Source organism: Pseudomonas sp. WS 5532 (assembly GCF_012985445.1).
Classification (GTDB): Bacteria; Pseudomonadota; Gammaproteobacteria; order Pseudomonadales; family Pseudomonadaceae; genus Aquipseudomonas; species Aquipseudomonas edaphica.
On sequence record NZ_JAAQWK010000009.1, the window covers coordinates 24,561 to 49,978 of the forward strand.

The window sequence follows — 25,418 nt, forward strand, 5'->3', positions numbered from 1 at the left end:
GTAATTCTGTGTTCCTCGCGCCGGGTGTTCATCACGGGGCGCTTTGCGGTTGTCGCAAGCCTAGCGGCATATCCGATTCTGTACAGCCTTTTCCCACATCTTTTTTATTATTGATTCTGTGAATATTTGAATATTGACAGGGCGCAGGCGTGGGCGTGGAGTTCTGAACTGACTGGAAAGTCGCGTTTTTCCTGGCCTTTCGAGCGATTGACAATTGCCCTGAATTGGATGAAGGTGACGTACCCAAATCAAACGGGCGTATGAATTGAGCGTTTGTCTGTCAGACGACTCATACAGAACCCCGACTAGCGCATTGGCGGGTGTGCCTGGCGGATTGGCATGAGCATTGAGGCAACTATCAATGTCCAACCAATAGGCCAGCGTCCAGTGTGTACTGTTCAGCTTCCATATCGTGGAGATCAGTTGATGATTTACGAAGGTAAAGCCATCACGGTTAAGGCTCTTGAAAGTGGCATCGTCGAACTGAAATTCGACCTCAAGGGTGAGTCCGTCAACAAGTTCAACCGTCTAACCCTGAACGAACTGCGTCAGGCCGTAGACACCATCAAAGCAGATGCTTCGGTCAAGGGCGTGATCGTCTCCAGCGGCAAGGACGTGTTTATCGTCGGCGCTGACATCACCGAATTCGTCGACAACTTCAAGCTGCCCGATGCAGAGCTTGTGGCCGGCAACCTCGAAGCCAACAAGATTTTCAGCGATTTCGAAGACCTCAACGTGCCAACCGTGGCTGCCATCAATGGCATCGCGTTGGGCGGCGGCCTGGAAATGTGCCTGGCTGCAGACTTCCGCGTCATGTCGGCCACCGCCAAAATCGGCCTGCCTGAAGTCAAACTGGGCATCTACCCAGGTTTCGGCGGCACTGTGCGTCTGCCGCGCCTGATCGGTGCTGACAACGCGATCGAGTGGATCGCCGCCGGTAAAGAAAACCGTGCCGAAGACGCGCTGAAAGTCGGTGCAGTCGATGCCGTGGTTGCCCCGGACAAACTGGCTGAAGCCGCCCTGAACCTGATCAAAGGCGCCATCAGCGGCGAATTTGACTACAAGGCCAAGCGTCAGCCGAAGCTGGAAAAACTCAAGCTCAACGCCATCGAACAAATGATGTCGTTCGAAACCGCCAAAGGTTTTGTGGCCGGCCAGGCCGGCCCGAACTACCCGGCGCCGGTTGAAGCGATCAAGACCATCCAGAAAGCTGCGAACTTCGGTCGCGACAAAGCCCTGGAAGTGGAAGCGGCAGGTTTCGTCAAACTGGCGAAAACCTCGGCAGCACAAAGCTTGATCGGCCTGTTCCTGAACGATCAGGAACTGAAGAAAAAGGCCAAGGCCTACGACGAAATCGCCCGCGACGTGAAACAGGCTGCCGTACTGGGCGCCGGTATCATGGGCGGCGGTATCGCCTATCAGTCGGCGTCCAAAGGCACGCCGATCCTGATGAAAGACATCAACGAGCACGGCATCGAGCAAGGCCTGGCAGAAGCCGCCAAGCTGCTGGTGGGCCGCGTTGATAAAGGTCGCATGACCGCCGCGAAGATGGCTGAAGTGCTTAACGGCATTCGTCCTACGCTGTCCTACGGCGATTTCGGTCACGTCGACCTGGTGGTCGAAGCCGTAGTCGAAAACCCGAAGGTCAAGCAAGCCGTACTGGCTGAAGTGGAAGGCCAGGTTAAAGACGACACTATCCTGGCCTCGAACACTTCGACCATTTCCATCTCGCTGCTGGCCAAAGCCCTCAAGCGTCCGGAAAACTTCGTCGGCATGCACTTCTTCAACCCGGTACACATGATGCCGCTGGTGGAAGTGATCCGTGGCGAGAAGTCCAGCGAGTTGGCGGTTGCCACCACCGTTGCCTACGCCAAGAAAATGGGCAAGAACCCGATCGTGGTCAATGACTGCCCGGGCTTCCTGGTCAACCGCGTGTTGTTCCCGTACTTCGGCGGTTTCGCCAAGCTGGTCAGCGCCGGTGTGGACTTCGTACGCATCGACAAGGTTATGGAAAAATTTGGCTGGCCAATGGGCCCGGCGTACCTGATGGACGTGGTCGGTATCGACACGGGCCACCACGGTCGTGACGTGATGGCTGAAGGCTTCCCGGACCGCATGAAAGACGACCGCCGCTCGGCGATCGACGCGCTCTACGAGGCCAAGCGCCTGGGCCAGAAAAACGGCAAAGGCTTCTACGCCTACGAGGCTGACAAGAAGGGCAAGCAGAAGAAAGTGGCCGACCCGTCGGTTCACGAAGTGCTGGCTCCGGTCATCTACGAGCAGCGTGAGGTGTCCGATGAGGACATCATCAACTGGATGATGATCGCCCTGTGCCTGGAAACCGTGCGTTGCCTGGAAGACGGCATCGTTGAAACCGCCGCCGAAGCCGATATGGGCCTGGTGTACGGTATTGGTTTCCCTCCATTCCGTGGTGGTGCGCTGCGTTACATCGACTCGATCGGTGTGGCTGAGTTCGTTGCCCTGGCTGACAAATACGCTGATTTGGGCCCGCTGTACCACCCGACCGCGAAGCTGCGTGAAATGGCCAAAAACGGCCAGAGCTTCTTCGGTTAAGCGCCCAGACGACTAGAGCGAGAATATTTATGAGCTTGAATCCAAGAGACGTGGTGATTGTCGACTTCGGTCGCACGCCAATGGGCCGCTCCAAGGGCGGCATGCACCGCAACACCCGCGCCGAAGACATGTCGGCGCACCTGATCAGCAAATTGCTGGAGCGTAACGTCAAGGTCGACCCTAACGAAGTCGAAGACGTGATCTGGGGCTGCGTCAACCAGACCCTGGAGCAGGGCTGGAACATCGCGCGCATGGCGTCGTTGATGACCCAGATCCCGCACACCGCAGCTGGCCAGACCGTCAGCCGCCTGTGTGGTTCGTCGATGAGCGCGCTGCACACTGCTGCGCAAGCGATCATGACCGGCAACGGCGATGTGTTCGTGGTCGGCGGCGTGGAGCACATGGGCCACGTCAGCATGATGCACGGCGTCGACCCTAACCCGCACATGTCGCTGTACGCGGCAAAAGCCTCGGGCATGATGGGCCTCACCGCAGAAATGCTCGGCAAAATGCACGGCATTACCCGCGAAGCCCAGGACGCATTCGGCGTGCGATCCCACCAGTTGGCCCACAAGGCGACCGTGGAAGGCAAGTTCAAGGATGAAATCATCCCGATGAACGGTTACGACGAGAACGGTTTCCTCAAACTGTTCGACTACGACGAAACCATTCGTCCGGATACCACTCTGGAAAGCCTGGCGGCCTTGAAACCCGCCTTCAATCCAAAGGGCGGCACCGTGACAGCCGGTACGTCGTCGCAAATCACCGACGGTGCTTCGTGCATGATCGTGATGTCGGCGCAACGTGCCCAGGACCTGGGCATTCAGCCGATGGCGGTGATCCGTTCGATGGCAGTGGCAGGTGTGGACCCGGCAATCATGGGCTATGGTCCAGTACCGGCCACACAAAAAGCCTTGAAGCGCGCGGGCCTGACCATCTCCGATATCGACTTCTTCGAGCTCAACGAAGCTTTCGCCGCACAGGCCCTGCCAGTGCTGAAAGATTTGAAAGTACTCGACAAGATGAACGAGAAGGTTAACCTGCACGGCGGCGCGATTGCCCTGGGCCACCCATTCGGTTGCTCCGGTGCACGTATCTCCGGCACTTTGCTTAACGTGATGAAGCAAAATGGCGGCAACCTTGGGGTTGCAACCATGTGCATTGGTCTCGGCCAAGGCATTTCCACCGTCTTCGAACGTATCTAAACGTTTCGCTGACGGAAGCCGGGGCCCAGTGCCCCGGTTTTTGTTTTTTGGAATTTTTAATATTTTTTTTCAACAAATTTTGCACGAGGGCCAAAGCATGAAAGTCGAACCAGGGCTCTACCAACATTATAAGGGCCCGCAGTACCGCGTTTTTAATGTGGCGCGGCACTCCGAGACCGAAGAAGAAGTGGTGTTTTACCAAGCACTGTATGGCGATTACGGCTTTTGGGTGCGCCCATTGAGCATGTTCCTGGAGACCGTCGAAGTTGACGGCGAGCAGGTCCCGCGCTTTGCTTTGGTGCAGGTCGAACCCAGTCTTTTTTCAGGGCAATAACGGCAGGCCGCGCAGAATGCTGCGCTTGACCTCACCTTGTTGCCACTATATATAGCGTTGCCGCGACAGGCGCCAACTGCCTTTCACTTCTCGAATTCAGGAATTTTCCGATCCATGGGCAAATCGCTGGTCATTGTGGAATCCCCGGCTAAGGCCAAGACCATCAACAAGTACTTGGGCAACGAGTACGTGGTGAAGTCGAGTATCGGCCATATCCGAGACCTGCCCACCAGCGGTTCGGCTAGCGCCAGCAAGGAGCCTGCCGCCAAGCGCGGCAAGGCCGCTGCGGGCGAAGGTCCGGTGCTCAGCCCTAAAGAGAAAGCGCGCAAGCAGCTGGTCTCACGCATGGGTGTGGACCCGGATCACGGCTGGAAGGCCAAGTACGAAATCCTTCCAGGCAAGGAAAAGGTCATCGAAGAGCTGCGCCGGCTCGCCAAAGATGCCGACACCATCTATCTCGCGACGGACTTGGACCGCGAAGGGGAAGCCATTGCCTGGCACCTGCGCGAAGCCATCGGCGGTGATGACAGCCGCTACAAGCGTGTGGTGTTCAACGAAATCACCAAGAAAGCCATCCAGGAAGCCTTCTCCAAGCCGGGTGAGCTGGATATCGACCGTGTTAACGCCCAGCAGGCGCGTCGTTTCCTCGACCGCGTGGTGGGTTACATGGTCTCGCCACTGCTGTGGGCGAAAATCGCCCGTGGCCTGTCCGCCGGCCGTGTGCAATCGGTAGCGGTCAAGCTGGTGGTGGAGCGTGAGCGTGAGATCCGTGCGTTCAACCCCGAAGAATACTGGGAAGTCCACGCCGACCTGGGCACTGCCAAGGGCGCCAACGTGCGCTTTGAAGTGGCCCGTGAGAAAGGCGAGGCCTTCAAGCCGCTGAACGAAGCCCAGGCCATGGCCGCGCTGGAGAAGCTCAAGGCTTCCAGCTACAGCATCGTCAAGCGCGAAGACAAGCCAACCAGCAGCAAGCCGTCGGCGCCGTTCATCACGTCCACCTTGCAACAGGCCGCGAGCAACCGCCTGGGCTTTGGCGTGAAGAAGACCATGATGATGGCCCAGCGCTTGTATGAAGCCGGCTACATCACGTATATGCGTACCGACTCCACCAACCTGTCGCAAGACGCGGTGGCGATGGCGCGCACTTATATTGAAAGCGAGTTCGGCAAGAAGTACCTGCCGGAAAAGCCGAACGTCTACAGCAGCAAGGAAGGCGCACAAGAGGCTCACGAAGCGATTCGTCCTTCCGACGCCAACACCGAGCCAAGCAAGCTGAGCGGCATGGAGCGTGATGCTGAGCGCCTCTACGAGCTGATCTGGCGCCAGTTCCTTGCCTGCCAGATGCTGCCGGCGCAATACCTGTCCACCACCGTCAGCGTGGGCGCAGGCGACTTCGAGCTGCGTGCCAAGGGCCGTATCCTCAAGTTCGACGGCTATACCCGCGTGATGCCGCAAATCGCCAAGCCAGGCGATGACGACGTGCTGCCGGACATGGCCCAGGGCGACACGTTGAAGCTGATCAAGCTCGACCCGTCCCAGCACTTCACCAAGCCGCCGGCGCGTTACTCCGAAGCCAGCCTGGTAAAAGAGATGGAAAAACGCGGTATTGGTCGTCCTTCGACCTATGCGGCAATCATCTCGACCATCCAGGACCGTGGCTACGTAGCGCTGCACAACCGTCGTTTCTACTCGGAAAAGATGGGCGACATCGTCACCGAACGCCTGTCCGAGAGCTTCTCCAACCTCATGGATTACGGCTTCACCGCCGGCATGGAAGAGAACCTCGATGACGTGGCGCAGGGCGAACGCGACTGGAAAAACGTGCTGGATGAGTTCTACGGCGACTTCAAAAAGAAACTCGAAGTAGCCGAAAGCCCTGAAAGCGGCATGCGCGCCAACCAACCGGTGATGACCGACATCCCGTGCCTGACGTGCGGCCGCCCGATGCAGATTCGTACCGCATCCACCGGTGTGTTCCTCGGTTGCTCGGGCTACAGCCTGCCGCCGAAAGAGCGCTGCAAGGCCACCGTTAACCTGGTGCCAGGCGATGAGATTGCCGCCGACGACGAGGGTGAATCCGAGTCGCTGGTACTGCGCGGCAAGCACCGTTGCCCGATCTGCAGCACGGCGATGGACGCCTACCTGCTCGACGAGAAGCATAAGTTGCACATCTGCGGTAACAACCCGGATTGCAATGGCTACGAGATCGAAGAGGGCACCTACCGCATCAAAGGCTACGAAGGTCCGAGCCTGGAATGCGACAAGTGCGGCAGCGAGATGCAGCTCAAGACCGGTCGTTTCGGCAAGTTCTTCGGCTGCACCAACCCGACTTGCAAGAACACGCGCAAACTGCTCAAAAGCGGTGACGCGGCGCCGCCGAAGATGGACCCGGTGAAGATGCCTGAACTCAAGTGCGAGAAGGTCAACGACACCTACATCCTGCGTGACGGCGCTTCGGGTCTGTTCCTGGCGGCCAGCCAGTTTCCGAAAAACCGCGAGACCCGTGCTCCGCTGGTGATGGAAATCGTGCCGCACAAGGACGAGATCGATCCGAAGTACCACTTCCTGTGTGAAGCGCCGAAGAAGGATCCCGACGGTCGCCCGTCCGTGATCCGCTACAGCCGCAAAACCAAGGAGCAGTACGTGCAGACCGAAGTGGACGGCAAGCCTACCGGCTGGAAAGCTTTCTACGACGGCGGCAAGTGGAAGGTCGAGGACAAGCGCCAGGGCGCTTGATCGGCTGATCTGCCAGCTACAAAGGCCGCCTGAAAAGGCGGCCTTTTTTTACGCTTGCAGGAAACTTGGCTGATCCGTGACACTGTTCAGCCAGCATCACGCTTATTTCGTTGTGGAGATTGCCGTTATGGCCAACGAACTCTATACCCGTACCAATCAGAAAATTTACTTCGCGGGTTTGTCCCTGGAAGCCCTTGGCCGCGCCGAGGAAGGGAAGGAGATGAATGCCATCGCGCTGGTCCAGGCCGGGCGTGAGGCGGCGTTGTTCCACCTCTATGGCGCTTTGCTGGGCCTGTGCCATGAAATTGCCGGGTTCTACCGCTTGCCCCAGGCGGGCGCACCACGCGCAGAAATGCTCATGAACCGCGAAGTGCTGGACAGCATGGCGATTCCTGAACTGGCCGAACTGGTGGAAATGGCGCAGAGCCCCGACAGTTGGGTTGCTCGATTGCTCAAAGCGCATGCGGATATGTTCCAGCCGCCGCGTGTTCCCCATGTGCCCAAGGGTGATGTGACACAGCCGCTGATCGTGGCCGTTGCGCTGGGAGAGGATGAGCCCAAGCCCTTGAGCCGCGAAGAGCTGGAAAGCTGGCGCCAGGAGCTGAAGAAGATGGCGTTGCGGTTTCGTGAAGGCTTGAACGAGTGTTAAGAGGTTTGCGCTGAACAAAGGTGGGAGCTGGCTTGCCTGCGATAGGCTGGGTCAGCTTGCCGGCCATTTGCTGATGCACCGTAATCGCAGGCAAGCCAGCTCCCACATTGAGAGCAGTCTTGCCGAAGAGCACCATTCATCAAGCCGTTAAGAAACCTGTTCAGATCCTCAGCGAGGCTGGGTGGATGACTGATATAATCCCGGCCTTTCGTGGAGAACAGACTTATATGCCAACGTCCTTTCTGGAAATTGTAGAGTTGCCTGACGGCCGAATCGAGCTGCGCAGGGCCGAGGACGAGGGTTCTCTGGTTATTTTGGATTTTTCCGAAGATGCAAAAGTGTTCCTGCAGGGCCAACATGTAGAAGTGGCAAAAGCCATGTTGAGCGTTGGTGTGCAGATGGCTGGTCGCCTGGCCGAAGGCGAGCCGGAGAAGGAAGATGGGCCGCGGGTGCTTCACTGAGTAGCAATGACGCGCTGTCGGAAGTGTTCTGACGACCGGGCTTCTGTGGCGAGGGAGCTTGCTCCCGCTGGGCTGCGAAGCGGCCCTGAATAGATTTAATGCGCTGTATCAGGTATTCCACGGTGCCTGGTTTTGGGGCTGCTGCGCAGCCCAGCGCGAGCAAGCTCGCTCGCCACAACAAGCTCACCTGCCACAACAGGCTCGCCTGCCATAACAAGCCCATCCATACGGCTGGCCTGCAGCAGATCCCATTACCCCAATCGAATATTCAAACTCTGCGCATCGCCCGTGCGCGCGGCGCTGATCAGCTGCTGCTTGGCTGTTGCATTCAGTGGGTTCAACCAGCTCACCACCGTGTGGCTGCGCCCCAGGCGCAAGGCTTCGCACGTCAGTTGCTGAGCACTTTGCGCACCGCGCGGTTGCAGCAGCAGGATGCGCTCACGGTTGAGCCCGGCGTCCCGCAGCCAGGCCTGGGTCAGGCTGGCGGGTGGGGCAATCAGCGTCAGCCAGCGTGCGTCCTGCTCCTCGCTCAATTCTCGAAGGATCGGCGCCAGCAGGCTCAGGCAGCTCCCGGCAGCACCGCGCAACGACAGTTCACTGAACGCCTCAGGTTCGGAGCCCCAAGGGGCCTCGACCGCTTCCTTGAGAATGGGCGCAAGGGGTTGGGCCATAAAGGCCTCGAACAGCGACAGTTGTGTGTGTTGTGGGGTGTGCACGAGTTGCATGGTGCCTCCTTTAGCGGCGAATAACGCCGACGCTCAAGCCTTCGATCACCAGGTCCTGATCTTTCAGGTTCACTTCAATCGGGGCGAACTCAGGGTTCTCGGCCATAAGCCAGACCTTGCTGCCTTCGCGCTTGAAGCGTTTGACGGTGACTTCGTCGCCGATACGGGCGACGACGATCTGACCATTACGGGCTTCGCGAGTGGTGTGGACAGCCAGCAGATCACCGTCGAAAATGCCCACGTCCTTCATGCTCATGCCGTGTACGCGCAACAGGTAGTCGGCACGCGGATGGAAGAACGTCGGGTTGATGTTGCAGGACTCTTCGACGTGCTGCTGCGCCAGGATCGGCGCACCGGCGGCGACGCGACCGATGATCGGCAGGGTCGATTCGTCGGCCTTGGCTTCAAAGCCAGGGATGCGAATACCGCGTGAAGCACCTGGGGTCATCTCGATCGCGCCTTTGCGGGCGAGGGCCTTGAGGTGTTCTTCGGCGGCGTTGGGGGACTTGAACCCCAGTTCCAGCGCAATTTCCGCTCGCGTCGGCGGGTAGCCGTTGTCGTCGAGGCAGCGCTTGATAAAAGCCAGAATCTCAGCTTGGCGTGGCGTCAGTTTTAGCATGTTGATCGCTCTGTCTTTTTATACAGTGACTGGGATTATATACAGTGAACTGCGCTTGGCAATCATCCTTTTTTGGCACTCCGCTGGACGGTCGTCTGTCACTCTTCCTGCAAGGCATAGACAGCGCTGCCTACAGGGCGCGAAGGATGTGATTAAATAGCGATGAAATAGATGACTGCCCGGCCGGAAAACGGCCTCGCAGGCTTGACAAGACACACCCTGAAACGTATGTTTCAAACAAGTGTTTGTCAGGCGGAGTAGCCATGGCCCAGTCGGAAACCGTTGAACGCATTCTCGATGCTGCCGAGCAATTGTTCGCGGAAAAAGGATTTGCTGAAACTTCATTGCGGCTGATTACCAGCAAGGCTGGGGTTAACCTCGCCGCTGTGAACTATCATTTCGGCTCGAAAAAAGCCCTGATCCAGGCGGTGTTCTCGCGCTTCCTGGGGCCGTTCTGCGCCAGCCTCGACCGTGAGCTGGAGCGTCGCCAGACCAAGCCCGAAAACAAGCCAAGCCTGGAAGACCTGCTGGAAATCCTGGTTGAGCAAGCCTTGGTGGTTCAACCGCGCAGCGGCAATGACCTGTCGATCTTCATGCGCCTGTTAGGGCTGGCCTTCAGCCAGAGCCAGGGCCACTTGCGCCGTTACCTGGAAGACATGTACGGCAAGGTGTTCCGTCGCTACATGCTGCTGGTCAACGAAGCTGCGCCGCGTATTCCGCCGATCGAACTGTTCTGGCGTGTGCACTTCATGCTCGGCGCTGCCGCGTTCAGCATGTCCGGGATCAAGGCGTTGCGCGCAATTGCCGAGACCGATTTCGGCGTCAATACTTCCATCGAGCAAGTGATGCGCCTGATGGTGCCGTTCCTTGCCGCCGGCATGCGTGCCGAAACCGGCGTGACCGATCCGGTCATGGCCGCTGCCCAGTTGCGTGCGCGCAGCAAATCTACGCCGGCCGTCGCCAAGGCGTGATTGCCCCAGGTGTGCGCGGCGGCTAAGCTAGCCGCCATGCCGATTTCAGCTATTTACTCACAACCCGTTGTGCTCGCTGCGCTTATTGCGCCAGGTGAGGGCAACGGGTTGTGTGCGTTATTTAAGGAAAGTTTATGACTGCTGCCCTGCAAGGTTCGTTAATGGTCGATGTGGCCGGTACTTGGCTGACGGCCGAGGATCGCCAGTTGTTGCGCCAGCCTGAAGTGGGCGGGTTGATCATTTTTGCGCGCAATATCGAGCACCCGCGGCAAGTGCGCGAATTGAGTGCGGCCATTCGCGCGGTGCGCCCAGACCTGCTGCTGGCGGTCGATCAGGAAGGCGGGCGTGTGCAGCGCCTGCGCCAGGGCTTTGTGCGTCTGCCGGCCATGCGCCTGCTGGCGGATAAACCCAACGCCGAATACCTGGCCGAGCAGTGCGGCTGGATCATGGCCACTGAAGTGCTGGCGGTCGGCCTCGACCTGAGCTTCGCCCCGGTGCTTGACCTCGACTACCAACGCAGCGCCGTTGTCGGCACCCGTTCCTTCGAAGGCGATCCGGAGCGCGCTGCCGTGCTCGCGGGTGCATTCATTCGCGGCATGAACAGCGCCGGTATGGCGGCCACCGGTAAACACTTCCCGGGCCATGGCTGGGCCGAGGCGGATTCCCACGTCGCGATTCCAAACGACGAGCGCAGCCTGGAACAGATTCGTGCAAATGACCTGGTGCCTTTCGCACGCCTGAGCAAGCAATTGGCGGCGGTGATGCCGGCTCACGTTATTTATCCGCAAGTGGACGCACAGCCCGCCGGTTTCTCGCGTCGCTGGTTGCAGGATATTTTGCGCGGCGAGCTGCAATTTGATGGGGTGATTTTCAGCGATGACCTGTCCATGGCCGGCGCTCATGTGGTCGGTGATGCGGCCAGTCGAATTGAGGCGGCGCTGACGGCCGGTTGTGATATGGGGTTGGTGTGTAATGACCGTGCTGCTGCGGAGCTGGCACTGACTGCGGCGCAACGCATGAAGGTCACGCCGTCGGCGCGGATTGCGCGGATGCGTGGGCAGGCAATTGCCTCTACGGAGTACAAGCAGGATCCGCGTTGGCTGGTGGCGCTTACCGCGTTGCGCGATGCTCAGTTGATCGACTGAATATCGCGTTGCTGCCATCGCAGGCAAGCCAGCTCCCACTCTCGATTTGTGAATACATTCAAGGGTGGGAGCTGGCTTGCCTGCGATAGCGATCTAACCGTCAGCGCTTCTCTTGCTTGTTGGGCAACGGCGCAAACAACGCCTCGATATCCTCATTACCCAACTGCCAATCCCCGGTCGTGCGCCCATCCAGCACGCCTGCTGCCAGATCAGACTTTTCCTTCTGCAGGTGTTGGATCTTCTCCTCCACCGTGCCTCGCGCAATCATCTTGTACACGAACACCGGCTTCTCCTGCCCGATGCGGTACGCACGGTCGGTCGCCTGGTTTTCCGTCGCCGGGTTCCACCACGGGTCATAGTGGATCACCGTATCCGCCTCGGTCAGGTTCAAGCCCACGCCGCCGGCCTTCAGGCTGATCAGAAAAATCTGTAGCTTGCCGCTCTGGAAATCCTTCACCGGCGTGCGCCGGTCGCGGGTCTGGCCGGTGAGTAATGCGTAGGGCACGCCGCGTTTTTTCAGCTCGGCTTCGATCAGGCTCAGCATCGAGGTGAACTGCGAGAACAACAATATTCGGCGCCCTTCGGCGAACAGCTCTTCGAGCATCTCCAACAGGCTGTCGAGTTTGCCTGAGCTGCTGCCACGGGCGGGCAGGGTGGCGTCGTTGACCAGGCGCAGGTCGCAACACACCTGGCGCAACTTGAGCAGCGCTTCAAGAATGATGATCTGGCTGCGCGCCACGCCCTTGCGGGTGATTTCGTCGCGCACCTTCTTGTCCATGGCCAGGCGCATGGTTTCGTACACGTCGCGCTGGGCCTCATTGAGGTCGACCCAATGGATGATCTCGGTCTTGGGCGGCAGCTCGGTGGCCACCTGCTCTTTGGTGCGGCGCAGCAGGAAAGGTTTTATCCGACCGTTGAGGTGTTGCAAGCGCACCTCACTGGCGCGCTTTTCGATGGGCACGCGGTAATCGCGGTTGAAGCTTTTTACGTCACCCAGCCAGCCCGGCAGCAGGAAGTGGAACAGCGACCACAGCTCGCCCAAGTGGTTTTCCAGCGGCGTGCCGCTCAGGCACAGGCGCTGGCGAGCAGTGAACTCGCGCGCGGCCTGGGCAGCCTTGCTGTTGGGGTTCTTGATGTATTGGGCTTCATCGAGGATCAGCACATGCAAGGGCAGGGCGGCGAGCGTGTCGATGTCCTTGGGCAGCAGCGCGTAGGTGGTCAGCAGCAGGTCATAGTCCTGCAAATGGGGGAAATGTTTCTTACGGCCAGCGCCGTATAGCGCCTGCACCCGCAGTTGCGGTGTGAAGTGCGCCGCCTCATCCAGCCAGTTGGGAATCAGGCTGGTGGGCATCACCACCATGCACGGTCGGTCGAGGCGTCCGGCGGCCTTTTCGCTGAGAATATGCGCCAGGGTCTGCAGGGTTTTGCCCAGGCCCATGTCATCGGCAAGGATCCCGCCGACATCGAGCTGACGCAGCGACTGCATCCAGCTCAAGCCTTCCAGCTGATACGGGCGCAAGGTCGCGTTCAAGCCCTCGGGCGCCACGCAGGTGAAGTCCTTGATGTCGCGCAGGCGCTGGGCGAAATTGCGGATCTTCTCACCGCCTTCCCATTGCAGCGGCAGGTCTTCCAGCGGGTTCAGGCGAATGGCGTCGGCTTTGGCCAGACGCAAGCTGGTGGTGCCGGTTTCCTGTAGGTAAAACTCGCCAAGGGTTGCCAGCACCGGCTTGAGCCTGCCGTACGGCAAAGCCACTTGCAGCGGGCCGTGGCCGTTGGGCAGGCCGGGAATATTCACCAGGATCAGCTCGTCGTCACGGCGCCGGGCAAGTTTTTCCGGGTTGAGGATTTCGGTATGCGAACGCATCAAGTTGAGCAAAATCGGCAACAGGCTCAGGCGCTCGCCATTGACGATAATCCCCAGCTCCAGGTCGAACCAGTCGCGTTCCGGGCCTTCGTCGACGGTGGCGTACCAGTCATCGACGGTGCTCAAGTCGAAACCGAAATCCTCATCGATCTGCAACTCCCAACCCTCGGCGCGCAAGGTCGGCGAGGCGTTGAGGGTGAAGTTCAACCAGGCGCTGTCATTGACCATTTCGAACAATTCACCGGCACTCTCCGGCAACGCCTTGCTCTGGCGTGTAGCGATCTTGAAGCCCAGCAGGCGCAGTTGTTCGCGATAGGGTTGCTCCAGTTCCGGATGGCGCTTGATGCGCAGGCTCTGGGTTTCCTGGCGCACGATGATGTCGGCGTTTTTTTGCCCGCTGACATAGTTGCCCAGGTAATTGAACGACAGCGCCGCACGGTGCTGGATATAGCGCTGCATCTTGCCATTACGCGGTTCAAACGCGCTGAACTCCACGCTGGCCAGCCACAGGCGCGGCACTGGCCGCACATCTTCCATCACCACCTGTGGCAGCACCACGCGGTTATCCAGCACGGCCTGGAGTTTTTCCAACAGCTCGGCATCTTGCGCGGCGGCCGGGTAAGCCAGGGTTTCCTGGACCTTGAGCAGCACTGCCGCGATGTGTTTGCAGTTGGTGTGTACCGGGCAGGTGCAGCGGCTGTCCACCAGGATCAGCGTGCCCTTGGCCGATTCGCGCAGCGAGATGGTTTGTCGGTATACATTGCCGCCAGAGCCTTCGCAGCTGGCGATGATGGTGCTGTCGCCGGACTCGACGATGCGCACGCGGTTTTCCAGGGCGTAGCGCCGCCCGCGCTCAAGGCTTTGCTCTTTAAAGCGATTGGCCCACGAAGGGGCCAGGGGTTTGGTCAACGACGACGTCAGGGGCATGGCGCTGGATCAGTCCTGAATGTCGGGCGGTGGCGCACTGGGTGGTTTGGCGGTCAGCGAAGTGATCTTGATCAGCAGCGCCAAGTGGCCGCCATCCAGGTAATTGAGTTGGTTGTTCTTGGTGCGCACGTCTTGCTGGCTCAAGTGTTCGCTGGCAATCACGCTGCCATTGGCGTCGAACTGGTTGATCCAGAAATCCGCGTCGATATCGGTAAAACGCCCCAGTTGCAGGTTCAGCGTGCCTTCGATGGGGAACTGGCCGAACTGCTCCTGGCCGTCGGTAATGGCCAGCTTCACGGGTTGCTCGCCCAGGTTCTGATCCCAGGCCCGGTGCAGCAATACGGTGTAACTATTGTCCGCACTGAGCTTGTCGACGATGTTGCCCAGCCGCGGTGGGCTTAGCTTGTCGGTCGGCAACCGCGCAGCGCCGGCATCCCAGTTTTCCGGCGCGGCGCGGCTGTTGATCACCGGTTCGGCGTTCTGGCGCACCAGGATCATTTCAACCAGGTACGGGCTGTCGGCAAACGCCGAAGGTGCGACCACCACCAACACTAAGCTCAGAATGCGGAACAGGCGCATGGGGGCGTCCTTCAAGCAGATTTCGGGATGAGGCGCTCAAACAGCGCCTCCAGGGTATTGAAGCGTTCTTCGGCACGCTCCATCGGCACCATGAATTTGAACAGCGTAGCCCCTTCGAACTTGTAGCGGTTGGGTTGGCCCTGAATCAGTTTGATCAGCACCAATGGGTCCACCGGCGTTTGCGCCTCGAACTCGATGCGCCCACCCTGCGGCCCGGCGTCGACTTTCTTGATGCCCAGCTGTTCGGCCTGCAATTTCAGCAGCGTCAGGCGCACCAGGTTCTTGGTTGGCTCGGGCAGCAGGCCGAAGCGGTCGATCATCTCGACTTGCAAGTCCTTGAGGCCTTCTTCGTCGGTGGCCGAGGCGATGCGCTTGTACAGAATCAGCCGCGCGTGCACGTCGGGCAGGTAGTCCTCGGGAATCAGCGCCGGCAAACGCAGGTTGATTTCCGGGCCGCCGCCCAAGGGTTGGTCGAGGTTCGGTTGTTCGCCCTTGCGGATGGCTTTCACTGCGCGCTCGAGCATCTCCATATACAAGGTGAAACCCACGGCCTGGATCTGTCCGCTCTGGCCGTCGCCGAGCAGTTCGCCGGCGCCACGGATTTCCAGGTCGTTGGTGGCCAGTACAAAACCGGCACCGAGGTCCTGGGTATTGGCGATCGCTTCCAGGCGCTTTTCGGCATCGGAGGTGATCTGTTGGCGCGGCGGAGTCAGCAGGTAGGCATAGGCCTGGTGGTGACTACGGCCCACACGGCCACGCAACTGGTGCAATTGCGCCAGGCCAAACTTGTCGGCGCGCTCGATGATGATGGTGTTGGCGCTTGGCACGTCGATGCCGGTCTCGATGATGGTCGAGGCAATCAGCACATTGAAGCGCTTGTGATAGAAGTCGCTCATGACTTGTTCGAGTTCGCGCTCGCGCATCTGCCCGTGGCCGATGGCAATACGGGCTTCCGGCACCAGTTCGGCGAGGTCGGCGGCGCATTTCTCGATGGTCTTCACGTCGTTGTGCAGGTAATACACCTGGCCGCCACGCAGCAATTCGCGCAGCAGTGCTTCCTTGACCGTGCTTTTGTTCTGCTCCATCACAAAGGTGCGCACCGACAACCGGCGCGCCGGCGGCGTGGCAATGATCGACAAGTCGCGCATGCCCGACACGGCCATGTTCAGCGTGCGTGGGATCGGCGTCGCAGTGAGCGTAAGAATGTCGACTTCGCTGCGCAGGGCCTTGAGCTGTTCTTTTTGACGCACACCAAAGCGGTGCTCTTCGTCGATGATCACCAGGCCCAGATTCTTGATCTTCACATCGTCCGACAGCAGCTTGTGCGTGCCGATCACGATATCGATCTTGCCCTCGGCCAGGTCAGCGACGGCGGCGTTGACTTCCTTGGCGGATTTGAACCGGCTCATCACTTCCACGGTCACCGGCCAGTCGGCAAAGCGATCACGGAAGCTGTTGTAGTGCTGTTGGGCGAGCAGGGTGGTCGGCACCAGGATCGCCACCTGGCGGCCACCGTGCACGGCAATAAAAGCTGCGCGCATGGCCACTTCGGTTTTGCCGAAGCCCACGTCGCCGCACACCAGGCGGTCCATCGGCTTGGGCGCCAGCATATCGGCGCGCACCGCTTCGATGGTGGTTTGCTGGTCGGGAGTTTCTTCGAAGGCAAAGCCGGCGCTGAAGGTGGCGTAGTCGGCTTTCGGGTCGGCAAACGCATAGCCTTCGCGCGCGGCACGGCGGGCATAAATGTCGAGCAACTCGGCCGCTACGTCGCGCACCTGTTCGGCGGCCTTGCGCTTGGCTTTCTGCCAGGTCTCGGAGCCCAGGCGATGCAACGGCGCCAGCGCGTCGTCGCTGCCGGTATAGCGGGCGATCAGGTGCAGGCTGGCCACCGGCACATAGAGCTTGGCGCCTTCGGCGTATTCCATGGTGAGGAATTCGGCGGCCTGGTTGTCGATCTCCAGGGTCTGCAGGCCCAGATAGCGGCCCACGCCGTGGTCGATATGCACCACCGGCGCGCCTTCGCGCAGTTCGGTGAGGTTCTTGATCACCGCGTCGTTGTTGGCGTCGGCGCGTTTTTCACGGCGCCGGCGCTGCATCACGCGCTGACCGAACAGCGGGCTCTCGGCGATGAGTGCCAGCGCCGGGTCGTCCAGCAACAAGCCTTCGTCCAGCGGCGCAATGGTGATCGCCAGGCGCTCTTTGCTGGCGACGAAATCCGGCCAGCTGTCGACGGTTTTCGGGCGCAGCTTCAGGCGTTCCAGCAATTCCAGCAGCACTTCGCGACGGCCGGCGGATTCGGCGGTAAACAGCACGCGGCCAGGGAAGTCGCCAAGAAAATTCGACAGCGCTTCCAGTGGCTGGGTGGCTTTGGCCTGGATCGCCAAGTCCGGCAGCGTGCTCGCCGGGAAACGCTCGCGACCACTGCCGGTGTCCACGTCCTGCTGGCTGGCGACCACGCGCGGCCAGTTTTTCAGGCGGGCGAAGCAGTCTTCCACCGGCAGGAACAGCTCGGCGGGCGGCAATAAAGGTCGCGACGGGTCGACGCGGCGCTCTTCGTAGCGGTTGCGCACGTCGTTCCAGAAGTTTTCCGCCGCCTGCTCGATGCCCGGCAGCGAGAACACTTGGGTGTCTGCGGGCAGGTAATCGAACAGGGTGGAGGTTTCGTCGAAGAACAGCGGCAGGTAGTACTCGATACCGGCCGGTGTAATCCCGCTGCTTAAATCCTGAAAGATCGGGCAGCGGCGGAAGTCGACGTCGAAGCGTTCGCGAAAGCGCGCCTTGAAGCGCGTGACCGCGTCTTTTTGCAGCGGGAATTCGCGCGCCGGCAGCAGCTTGATCGACTCTACTTTGTCGATGGAGCGCTGGTTGTCCGGGTCGAAGGTGCGCAACGTCTCGATTTCGTCATCGAACAGGTCGATGCGGTACGGCAGTTTGCTGCCCATCGGAAACAGGTCGATCAACGCACCACGCACCGCGAACTCGCCGTGTTCGTACACTGTGTCGACGCAGCGGTAGCCGCTGGCTTCCAGGCGCGTGCGCATCTGCTCTACATCGAGTTTCTGGCCGACATCCAGCACCAGGCTGCTGCCGAGCAGGAACTTGGTCGGTGCCAGGCGGTGCAGGGCGGTGGTGATCGGCACCACCAGCACGCCGTGCGCCAGTTCCGGCAGGCGGTACAGGCTGGCGATGCGCTGGGAAATGATGTCCTGGTGCGGCGAGAACAGGTCGTAGGGCAGGGTTTCCCAGTCGGGGAAATGCAGCACCGGCAAATCGGGGGCGAAGAAGCTCAGCTCCTGCTCCAGCCGCTCGGCGCTTTGGCTGTCGGCGGTGAGTAGCAGGGTAAAGCGCTTGGCTGCGCTGGCAGCCTCGGCAATGGCCAGGCTCAGGGCGGCACCGGGCAGGTTGCCCCAGTGCTGTTTACCTGCCGCGGCAGGGAGAAGCGGTAGACGCAGAACGGGCACGGAAGGTTGAGCTCCAAGCGTTGCGACAAAGTCGGTAATTGTAGCGGTCCAAGGTGCCGCCTGTCAGTTGCTGACTGAGCCTATTACGGTTTGCAGGAAATGTAGTGGCTAAGACAAACAATGGCGGGTTTTGACTCAATATGTAGTGCTATTTTGCGTGGATGTTTCGGAGGGTTACGGACAAGTCGACGTTGGCGCTCAACCAGCGGCCTTCTGGAAGCCGCGTATTTACTGGGCTGCAGCGGGGTGTGATTTTTTCGCAAGCACTTTTTGTTGCCCGACGCGCATTGCTCCGAGGCCGGTCGGGCGGCATAATGTAGCCCCTTTTTTCTGCCCCTACATGTGGAAGGTTCCCGTGACTCAGAAGCCCGACCAGTGTCTTGGTGAATGGATCGACCGTGAAGCACTCGCTGAAGCGATGATTCCGCTTATCGGTCAGCTGTACCGCAATAACAATGTGGTGAGCTCGATCTATGGCCGCAGCCTGATCAACCAGTCAGTCATCGCGATTCTCAAAGCCCATCGCTTTGCTCGCCATCGTTCTGCCGACGACAGCGAACTCTCCGTCCACGAAACATTCCCTCTGCTTAAAGCCATGAGCGAGCTCAAGCTCGGCGCGGCTTCGGTAGACCTGGGCAAGTTGGCTTACAAGTTCCGCAAAGAAGGTGCCGGCCGCAGCGCCGAGCAGTTCGTGCGTGAAGAAATGGCCGATGTGGTTGGCCAGCAAAACGCTGCAGCCCGCAAAGGCACCGACGTGGTGTTGTACGGCTTCGGTCGTATCGGCCGCCTGCTGGCGCGCATCCTGATCGAAAAAACCGGTGGCGGCGACGGCCTGCGCCTGCGTGCCATCGTGGTGCGTAAAGGCGCCGAGAACGACCTGACCAAGCGTGCCAGCCTGCTGCGCCGCGACTCGGTACATGGCCCGTTCAACGGCACCATCGTCATCGACGAAGAAAACAACACCATCACCGCCAACGGTAACCTGATCCAGGTGATCTACGCGAAGAACCCGGCCGAGGTGGATTACACCCAATACGGCATCAAGGACGCACTGCTGGTGGACAACACCGGTGTATGGCGTGATGCCGAAGGCCTGGGCCAGCACCTGGCCTGCCCAGGTATCGACCGCGTTGTACTGACTGCGCCTGGCAAGGGCAAGCTCAAGAACATCGTGCACGGTATCAACCACGGCGAAATCACCGCTGACGACAAGATCGTGTCCGCTGCTTCCTGCACCACCAACGCCATCGTGCCGGTGCTGAAGGCTGTGAATGACAAGTTCGGCATCGTGAATGGTCACGTTGAAACGGTTCACTCGTACACCAACGACCAGAACCTGATCGACAACTTCCACAAAGGCGATCGCCGCGGCCGTAGCGCCGCGTTGAACATGGTGATCACCGAGACCGGTGCCGCCACCGCTGCTGCCAAGGCCCTGCCTGAGCTGGCCGGCAAGCTGACCGGTAACGCGATCCGCGTACCGACGCCGAACGTGTCGATGGCCATTCTCAACCTGAACCTTGAGAAAGCCGCCACCCGCGAAGAGATGAACGAGTACCTGCGCTACATGGCGCTGCACTCCGACCTGCATAAGCAGATCGACTTCGTTAACTCGCAGGAAGTGGTGTCCACCGACTTCGTGGGCTCGCGCCACGCCGGTGTGGTCGACGCTGAAGCGACCATTACCCAGGACAACCGCGTTGTTCTGTACGTGTGGTACGACAACGAGTTCGGCTACAGCTGCCAGGTGGTTCGTGTGATGGAAGACATGGCCGGGGTTAACCCGCCAGCATTCCCGCGCTAAGCCTTTGCGGTAAATGAAAAAGCCCCGACTGGTTCGGGGCTTTTTTGTGGCTGTTGGTTTTGTGGTGAATATCAGGGCCTCATCGCAGGCAAGCCAGCTCCCACATTTCGACTTGTGAACACCGTCAAATGTGGGAGCTGGCTTGCCTGCGATAGCGGTCTATCAGGCGCCGCCAACCACCGAAGCCTGCGCCGTCCGCAGTTCATGCCGATTGCCTTTAAACAGCACCAACGTCGCAATCAGCCCCAACACCGCCGCACCACTGAGCCAAATCCCTGGCGCCGCCTTGTTATCCAGCACATGGATCAGGTAAGTACAGGCCGCCGGCGTAAACCCACCAAAGGTCGCCGTTGCCAGGCTATAAGCCAGCGAGAATCCAGTGGTGCGCACTTCAATCGGCATGATCTCGGTAAGCGCCACCACCATCGCCCCGTTGTACGAGCCATACAGGAACGACAACCACAACAGCACGATCAGCAGATGGCTGAAACTCGGATTCGCCACCAGCCACGACAGCGCCGGATACGCTGTGAGAATTGCCAGAATCGTCGCACCCAGCAGCAAGGGTTTGCGCCCGATCTTGTCGGACACCGCGCCCATCACCGGCAGCCAGATAAAGTTGGAGATGCCCACGCACACCGTCACCAGCAATGCGTCGAAGTCAGACAGGTGCAGTTCGGCCTTGCCGAAGGTCGGGGTGTAAGCGGTAATGAGGTAGAACGACACGGTGGTCATCACCACCAGCGCCATGCCGGCGATGACGATGCCAAAGTTCTGGCCGATCGAACGCACGATTTCCTGCAGGGTAGGGCGGTGTTTACGTGCCTGGAACTCTGGGGTTTCCTCCAGCGAACGGCGAATCACGAAGATCACCGGCACGATCAGGCAGCCGATCAGGAACGGCACGCGCCAGCCCCAGTCACCCATCTCTTCCGGGCTTAGCCAGTGGTTGAGGCCCACGCCGAGCAAACCGGCGAACACCACCGCAGCCTGCTGGCTGGCGGACTGCCAACTGACGAAAAAGCCCTTGCGGCCCGGTGTGGCGATTTCTGCCAGGTACACCGAGACACCGCCCAGCTCGACGCCGGCAGAGAAACCCTGAAGCAGTCGACCGAACAGCACGATCAGCGGCGCGGCCACACCCAATGTGGCGTAGCCGGGCACGCAGGCAATCAGGATGGTGCCGGCGGCCATCAAGGCCAGCGTGATGACCAGGCCCTTTTTGCGGCCGTGGCGGTCGATATAGGCGCCGAGGAAGATTGCGCCCAGTGGCCGCATCAGGAAACCGGCGCCGAAGGTCGCAAGCGATAGCATCAACGAGGCAAACGCGCTGTCGCTGGGAAAGAAGGTCTTGGCAATGGCCGTGGCGTAGAAGCCATAGACCATGAAGTCGAACATCTCGAGGAAGTTGCCGCTGACAACGCGAAAAATCGCTTTGCCTTTGCCCGTGGTAGTGGACATGTCATGCACTCATGTTGGCTGTCTTATTAGTGATCCCTGGTCATCATTCGTCCTTGCTGTAGTTTTGTAACCATATGTGTATTGGCCATTACCGGCAATAAAAATTGATAGCAAGCATGACTAAATGCGCAGTTGTCGAGGGCGATGAAAATCAAATGTGGGAGCTGGCTTGCCTGCGATAGCGGTGTGTCAGTCCGCAAATGAGTGGCTGACCCACCGCTATCGCAGGCAATCCAGCTCCCACAGGGTTCTTTGGTGTTTTTGGGGGCGTTGGTTAGTTCAGGAGGGCGTTGCGCAGGCTGTCCGACAGGCCTTTCGGCGCGAGCCAGATACCGAGGTAGGCCTTTGCCAATTCATCATCGCGACTGCTGAACACCACTTGCTCATTGATCTCCAGGCTCAGCCCACGCCCAGGACGAAAATCCAGGGCGTAACGGTCACCGCTGCGAATGTTGCGGAAACTGGCGTGCAGTTGGTCCAGCTCAGGCTTCAGGCGGGCGAGGGTTGCAGCGGATTGCTGACGTTCAAGGGTAGCCGTAGCGGCCTTGATCACATCATTGCGGTCGATGTCGCGAAAGTAATACAGCGCCAGGCGCACAGCCTTTTGCTGGTCCCAGGCCTGTTTGGCGCTGATATCAGCTGGAGCGTACAGCGCGGCCGCATACACATCCGCCCAGAGATACACCAGCACCGCCTGGTTTTTCAGCGCCAGCTCATGCGTTTGCGCAGCAAAACCGGCTTGCTTAAGCCGACTCGCTTCACTGGCGTGCGCTGTCAGCGAAAAAATCATCATTAAACAGAAAACCACATGCCGCATAATGGCCCCGCCTGCGAAGGTGCGTGTCAGCAGTGTAATGCCAGTTTGCAGTTCCTGTAGTAAAGGCAAGACTGGCCTACGACGCGACCAAGGGTTAATGTGCGCGGCGTTGAGCCTTATATAGACTGTGCCCCGGCTCACACACTTGAGCCAAAAATTTCCTTCATGCCCGCTGGCCGCGGCATGATTTAGCCAGGCGTCCAACCGTACGCCTGGCCTGTTCTGAGGAGTACGCATGGCTGTCTACAACTACGACGTGGTGGTACTGGGTTCCGGCCCGGCTGGAGAAGGTGCGGCAATGAACGCCGCCAAAGCGGGGCGCAAGGTGGCGATGGTCGATAGCCGTCGCCAGGTCGGCGGTAACTGCACCCACCTGGGTACCATCCCGTCCAAGGCCTTGCGTCACTCGGTGCGCCAGATCATGCAGTTCAACACCAACCCGATGTTCCGGGCCATTGGTGAGCCGCGCTGGTTCTCGTTCCCGGACGTGCTTAAAAGCGCCGAGAAAGTCATCTCCAAGCAAGTTGCGTCTCGCACGGGTTACTACGCCCGTAACCGCGTCGACCTGTTTTTTGGCACCGGCAGTTTCGCCGACGAGCAAACCGTCGAAGTGGTCTGCGCCAATGGCGTGGTCGAGAAGCTGGTGGCCAAGCACATCATCATCGCCACCGGTTCGCGCCCGTATCGCCCAGCCGATATCGATTTCCACCACCCGCGTATCTACGATAGCGACACCATCCTGAGCCTGGGCCACACCCCGCGCAAACTGATCATCTATGGCGCCGGCGTGATCGGCTGTGAATACGCCTCGATCTTCAGTGGCCTGGGTGTGTTGGTGGAACTGGTCGACAACCGCGACCAGTTGCTGAGCTTCCTCGACTCGGAAATCTCCCAGGCGTTGAGCTACCACTTCAGCAACAACAACATCACCGTGCGCCACAACGAAGAGTACGAGCGGGTCGAAGGCCTGGATAACGGGGTGATTTTGCACCTCAAGTCCGGCAAGAAGATCAAGGCCGACGCCTTGCTGTGGTGCAACGGCCGTACCGGCAACACCGACAAGCTGGGCATGGAAAACATCGGGGTCAAGGTCAACAGCCGTGGCCAGATCGAAGTGGATGAGAATTACCGCACCTGCGTACCGAACATCTACGGTGCCGGTGACGTGATCGGCTGGCCGAGCCTGGCCAGTGCTGCGCATGACCAGGGCCGTTCGGCCGCTGGCAGCATCGTCGACAATGGCAGCTGGCGTTATGTGAACGACGTGCCGACCGGGATCTACACGATTCCCGAGATCAGCTCGATCGGCAAGAACGAACACGAACTGACCAAGGCCAAGGTGCCTTATGAAGTCGGCAAGGCATTCTTCAAGAGCATGGCGCGTGCGCAGATCGCCGGTGAGCCGCAAGGCATGCTGAAGATCCTGTTCCACCGTGAAACCCTTGAGGTTCTCGGCGTGCATTGCTTCGGCTACCAGGCCTCGGAGATCGTGCACATCGGCCAGGCGATCATGAGCCAACCGGGTGAGCAAAATACCCTCAAGTATTTTGTAAACACCACGTTCAACTACCCGACCATGGCCGAAGCCTATCGGGTAGCGGCCTACGACGGCCTCAACCGGCTTTTTTGAGCGGCTCCGGCCGGTGGCCTGAGCCGGCCGGGGAGACCGATTTCAGTAATTCTCGAGGGTGGCAGTGGCCAAACCGGGAAAGTCTGTAATCAGGCTATCTACGCCGAAGTCGGCGAGCCTGCGCATCAGCGCAGGTTCGTTGACCGTCCACACGGACACGTGCAAACCCTGACGCTGGGCTTTTTCCAGGCGCTCGGGGGTGCACAACGTCCAGTTCAACGCCAAGTACTCACAGCCGTAGTTCTGCGCGACCTTCAACGGGTCGAGCCAGGCGTATTCGGCCACCAGGCCGCGTGACAGGTCCGGGGTGAGCTCAACCGCCGCTTTTAATACTTCCCGAGAACTTGAGGTCACGGTGACCTTGTCCATCAGGCCATGCCGCACGGCCATCTCGCGGATCGCCAGCACAGTGGTCGCGGCGCGGGTGCGCGAGGCACTTTTGACTTCCAGCTGCCAGTGATCGAAGTCGCACTGTTCGAACAGTTCTTCCAGGCGCGGAATCGGGCACGGTTTGACCCAGCCTGGGCCACCTTTGCGCGCGTCCATCTTTACCAGGTCTGCCGCCGAATACTCGACGACCTTGCCGCGCCGGTCGGCGGTGCGCTTGAGGGTCGGGTCGTGGATCACCATCAACTCGCCGTCCATGGACAGGTGCAAGTCCAGTTCGCAACGGCGTACACCGTGCTTGAGGCACTCCTGAAAGCTGGTCAGGGTGTTTTCCGGTGCTTCGCCTTTGGCACCGCGGTGGCCGTAAATCAGGGTCACAGTTGCTCCTTTGCGCCAGATAGGCTGGCGTGTTCAATACGTATTCAGAGGTCGTCGCTTTGTTCCCGCGCCAGACGGCGTTCCTGTGCCTGTTTCTGCAGGATATAGCGCGCCAGCAACTGGCGTTGGGCGTCGGTCATGGATTCGAACTCCGTGCCCACGTCAAAACCATCGCCTTTGGGCTCGCAATGCGTCACGCGTGCGCGCAGCAGCAGGCCGAGCGCCTGGGGCATCAGCACCAGCTTGACCGCCAGGTGCGCGCCGGGCGCCAGCGGCGTGGGGCGCTGGAAGTCGATGCCGCCTTCGGAGATGATCACCGGCTGCGGTGCGCCGACTTCGTCCAACAGACCACGGGCCATGATCTGGCTGAGCAGGTCCACGCGTTTGTTCTGGACTTTGAGAAAGGCCGCCAGGCTGCGATCTTTCTCGCTGATCTGGCGCAGCAGGTGCTGGGCTTCGAATTCGCTGAGGTGCAGTTCGCTGAGCAGATTGAACAGCGGGGAATCATCCAGCAACACTTCCTTGCTCGCCGCTTCCGGGGCAGACAGTGTGCTGATTTGAAGTGCGATCATGTCGTCGATACGGTAGTATTCGCGGCGTTCTTCTTCATCTAATGTCGACATGGCGAACCCCAGGTAACGGTAATGGTCAGAGTGTAAAGCTGCTTACCAGACCCCGCCACCGGGACGTC

At 59.8% G+C, this 25,418-nt stretch carries 19 protein-coding genes; 10 read left to right on the forward strand and 9 right to left on the reverse strand.

Features of this window, described 5'->3' with window-relative positions; translation table 11 throughout:
* Positions 1–426: 426 nt before the first annotated feature.
* The 6 genes from fadB to HBO23_RS16670 all read left to right on the forward strand — a co-directional run bounded on the left by fadB (position 427) and on the right by HBO23_RS16670 (position 7,959).
* Entirely contained in the window at positions 427–2,574 is a 2,148-nt protein-coding gene (fadB, locus tag HBO23_RS16645; protein ID WP_099548674.1) for a fatty acid oxidation complex subunit alpha FadB, read from the forward strand.
* A 29-nt stretch (positions 2,575–2,603) separates the two neighbouring features.
* On the forward strand, positions 2,604–3,779 hold the full coding sequence (gene fadA / locus HBO23_RS16650; RefSeq protein WP_017137418.1) for an acetyl-CoA C-acyltransferase FadA: 1,176 nt from the start codon (positions 2,604–2,606) through the stop codon (positions 3,777–3,779).
* A gap of 97 nt (positions 3,780–3,876) precedes the next feature.
* The gene (locus tag HBO23_RS16655; RefSeq protein ID WP_017137419.1) at positions 3,877–4,113 is read left to right on the forward strand and encodes a DUF1653 domain-containing protein; all 237 of its coding nucleotides are present in this window, start codon (positions 3,877–3,879) and stop codon (positions 4,111–4,113) included.
* Between the two features lie 114 nt (positions 4,114–4,227).
* Positions 4,228–6,849: a type I DNA topoisomerase gene (gene topA / locus HBO23_RS16660; RefSeq protein WP_099548675.1), complete on the forward strand. Its 2,622-nt coding sequence runs from the start codon at positions 4,228–4,230 to the stop codon at positions 6,847–6,849.
* A 127-nt stretch (positions 6,850–6,976) separates the two neighbouring features.
* The gene (locus HBO23_RS16665) at positions 6,977–7,498 is read left to right on the forward strand and encodes a DUF6586 family protein (protein ID WP_026013729.1); all 522 of its coding nucleotides are present in this window, start codon (positions 6,977–6,979) and stop codon (positions 7,496–7,498) included.
* Positions 7,499–7,725: 227 nt separating this feature from the next.
* Positions 7,726–7,959 (forward strand): hypothetical protein, encoded by a 234-nt coding sequence (locus tag HBO23_RS16670; RefSeq protein WP_010212068.1) that lies wholly within the window; start codon positions 7,726–7,728, stop codon positions 7,957–7,959.
* A 251-nt stretch (positions 7,960–8,210) separates the two neighbouring features.
* Here HBO23_RS16670 and sulA read toward each other — a convergent pair whose 3' ends face one another.
* Positions 8,211–8,684: an SOS-induced cell division inhibitor SulA gene (gene sulA, locus HBO23_RS16675; RefSeq protein WP_170038815.1), complete on the reverse strand. Its 474-nt coding sequence runs from the start codon at positions 8,682–8,684 to the stop codon at positions 8,211–8,213.
* 10 nt (positions 8,685–8,694) lie between these two features.
* Entirely contained in the window at positions 8,695–9,303 is a 609-nt protein-coding gene (gene lexA / locus HBO23_RS16680; protein WP_017137423.1) for a transcriptional repressor LexA, read from the reverse strand.
* A 263-nt stretch (positions 9,304–9,566) separates the two neighbouring features.
* Here lexA and HBO23_RS16685 point away from each other — a divergent pair, with 263 nt between their 5' ends.
* The gene (locus tag HBO23_RS16685; protein ID WP_017137424.1) at positions 9,567–10,274 is read left to right on the forward strand and encodes a TetR/AcrR family transcriptional regulator; all 708 of its coding nucleotides are present in this window, start codon (positions 9,567–9,569) and stop codon (positions 10,272–10,274) included.
* 134 nt (positions 10,275–10,408) lie between these two features.
* Positions 10,409–11,419 (forward strand): beta-N-acetylhexosaminidase, encoded by a 1,011-nt coding sequence (nagZ, locus tag HBO23_RS16690; RefSeq protein WP_017137425.1) that lies wholly within the window; start codon positions 10,409–10,411, stop codon positions 11,417–11,419.
* Positions 11,420–11,519: 100 nt separating this feature from the next.
* On the opposite strand, the gene HBO23_RS16695 is transcribed toward nagZ, so the two are convergent.
* From HBO23_RS16695 to mfd, 3 genes are read right to left on the reverse strand one after another with little or no spacing between them, the layout of a single operon-like run.
* Complete coding sequence (locus tag HBO23_RS16695; RefSeq protein WP_170038817.1) at positions 11,520–14,210, reverse strand: DEAD/DEAH box helicase; 2,691 nt, start codon at positions 14,208–14,210, stop codon at positions 11,520–11,522.
* Between the two features lie 9 nt (positions 14,211–14,219).
* On the reverse strand, positions 14,220–14,789 hold the full coding sequence (locus tag HBO23_RS16700; RefSeq protein ID WP_017137427.1) for a CsiV family protein: 570 nt from the start codon (positions 14,787–14,789) through the stop codon (positions 14,220–14,222).
* 11 nt (positions 14,790–14,800) lie between these two features.
* Entirely contained in the window at positions 14,801–18,250 is a 3,450-nt protein-coding gene (mfd, locus tag HBO23_RS16705; protein ID WP_017137428.1) for a transcription-repair coupling factor, read from the reverse strand.
* 340 nt (positions 18,251–18,590) lie between these two features.
* On the opposite strand from mfd, the gene HBO23_RS16710 reads away from it, so the two are divergent.
* Positions 18,591–20,054, forward strand: a complete 1,464-nt coding sequence (locus HBO23_RS16710; RefSeq protein ID WP_017137429.1) for a glyceraldehyde-3-phosphate dehydrogenase — start codon at positions 18,591–18,593, stop codon at positions 20,052–20,054.
* 162 nt (positions 20,055–20,216) lie between these two features.
* Here the strand turns inward: HBO23_RS16710 and HBO23_RS16715 are convergent, their stop codons facing one another.
* The gene (locus tag HBO23_RS16715; protein ID WP_017137430.1) at positions 20,217–21,515 is read right to left on the reverse strand and encodes an MFS transporter; all 1,299 of its coding nucleotides are present in this window, start codon (positions 21,513–21,515) and stop codon (positions 20,217–20,219) included.
* A 274-nt stretch (positions 21,516–21,789) separates the two neighbouring features.
* Positions 21,790–22,332, reverse strand: a complete 543-nt coding sequence (locus tag HBO23_RS16720) for a chalcone isomerase family protein (protein ID WP_138454216.1) — start codon at positions 22,330–22,332, stop codon at positions 21,790–21,792.
* 235 nt (positions 22,333–22,567) lie between these two features.
* On the opposite strand from HBO23_RS16720, the gene sthA reads away from it, so the two are divergent.
* Positions 22,568–23,962, forward strand: a complete 1,395-nt coding sequence (gene sthA / locus HBO23_RS16725) for a Si-specific NAD(P)(+) transhydrogenase (RefSeq protein WP_017137432.1) — start codon at positions 22,568–22,570, stop codon at positions 23,960–23,962.
* A gap of 42 nt (positions 23,963–24,004) precedes the next feature.
* Here the strand turns inward: sthA and HBO23_RS16730 are convergent, their stop codons facing one another.
* Complete coding sequence (locus tag HBO23_RS16730) at positions 24,005–24,727, reverse strand: glycerophosphodiester phosphodiesterase (protein ID WP_017137433.1); 723 nt, start codon at positions 24,725–24,727, stop codon at positions 24,005–24,007.
* 44 nt (positions 24,728–24,771) lie between these two features.
* Complete coding sequence (locus tag HBO23_RS16735) at positions 24,772–25,350, reverse strand: PilZ domain-containing protein (protein WP_170038819.1); 579 nt, start codon at positions 25,348–25,350, stop codon at positions 24,772–24,774.
* Positions 25,351–25,418: the final 68 nt, after the last annotated feature.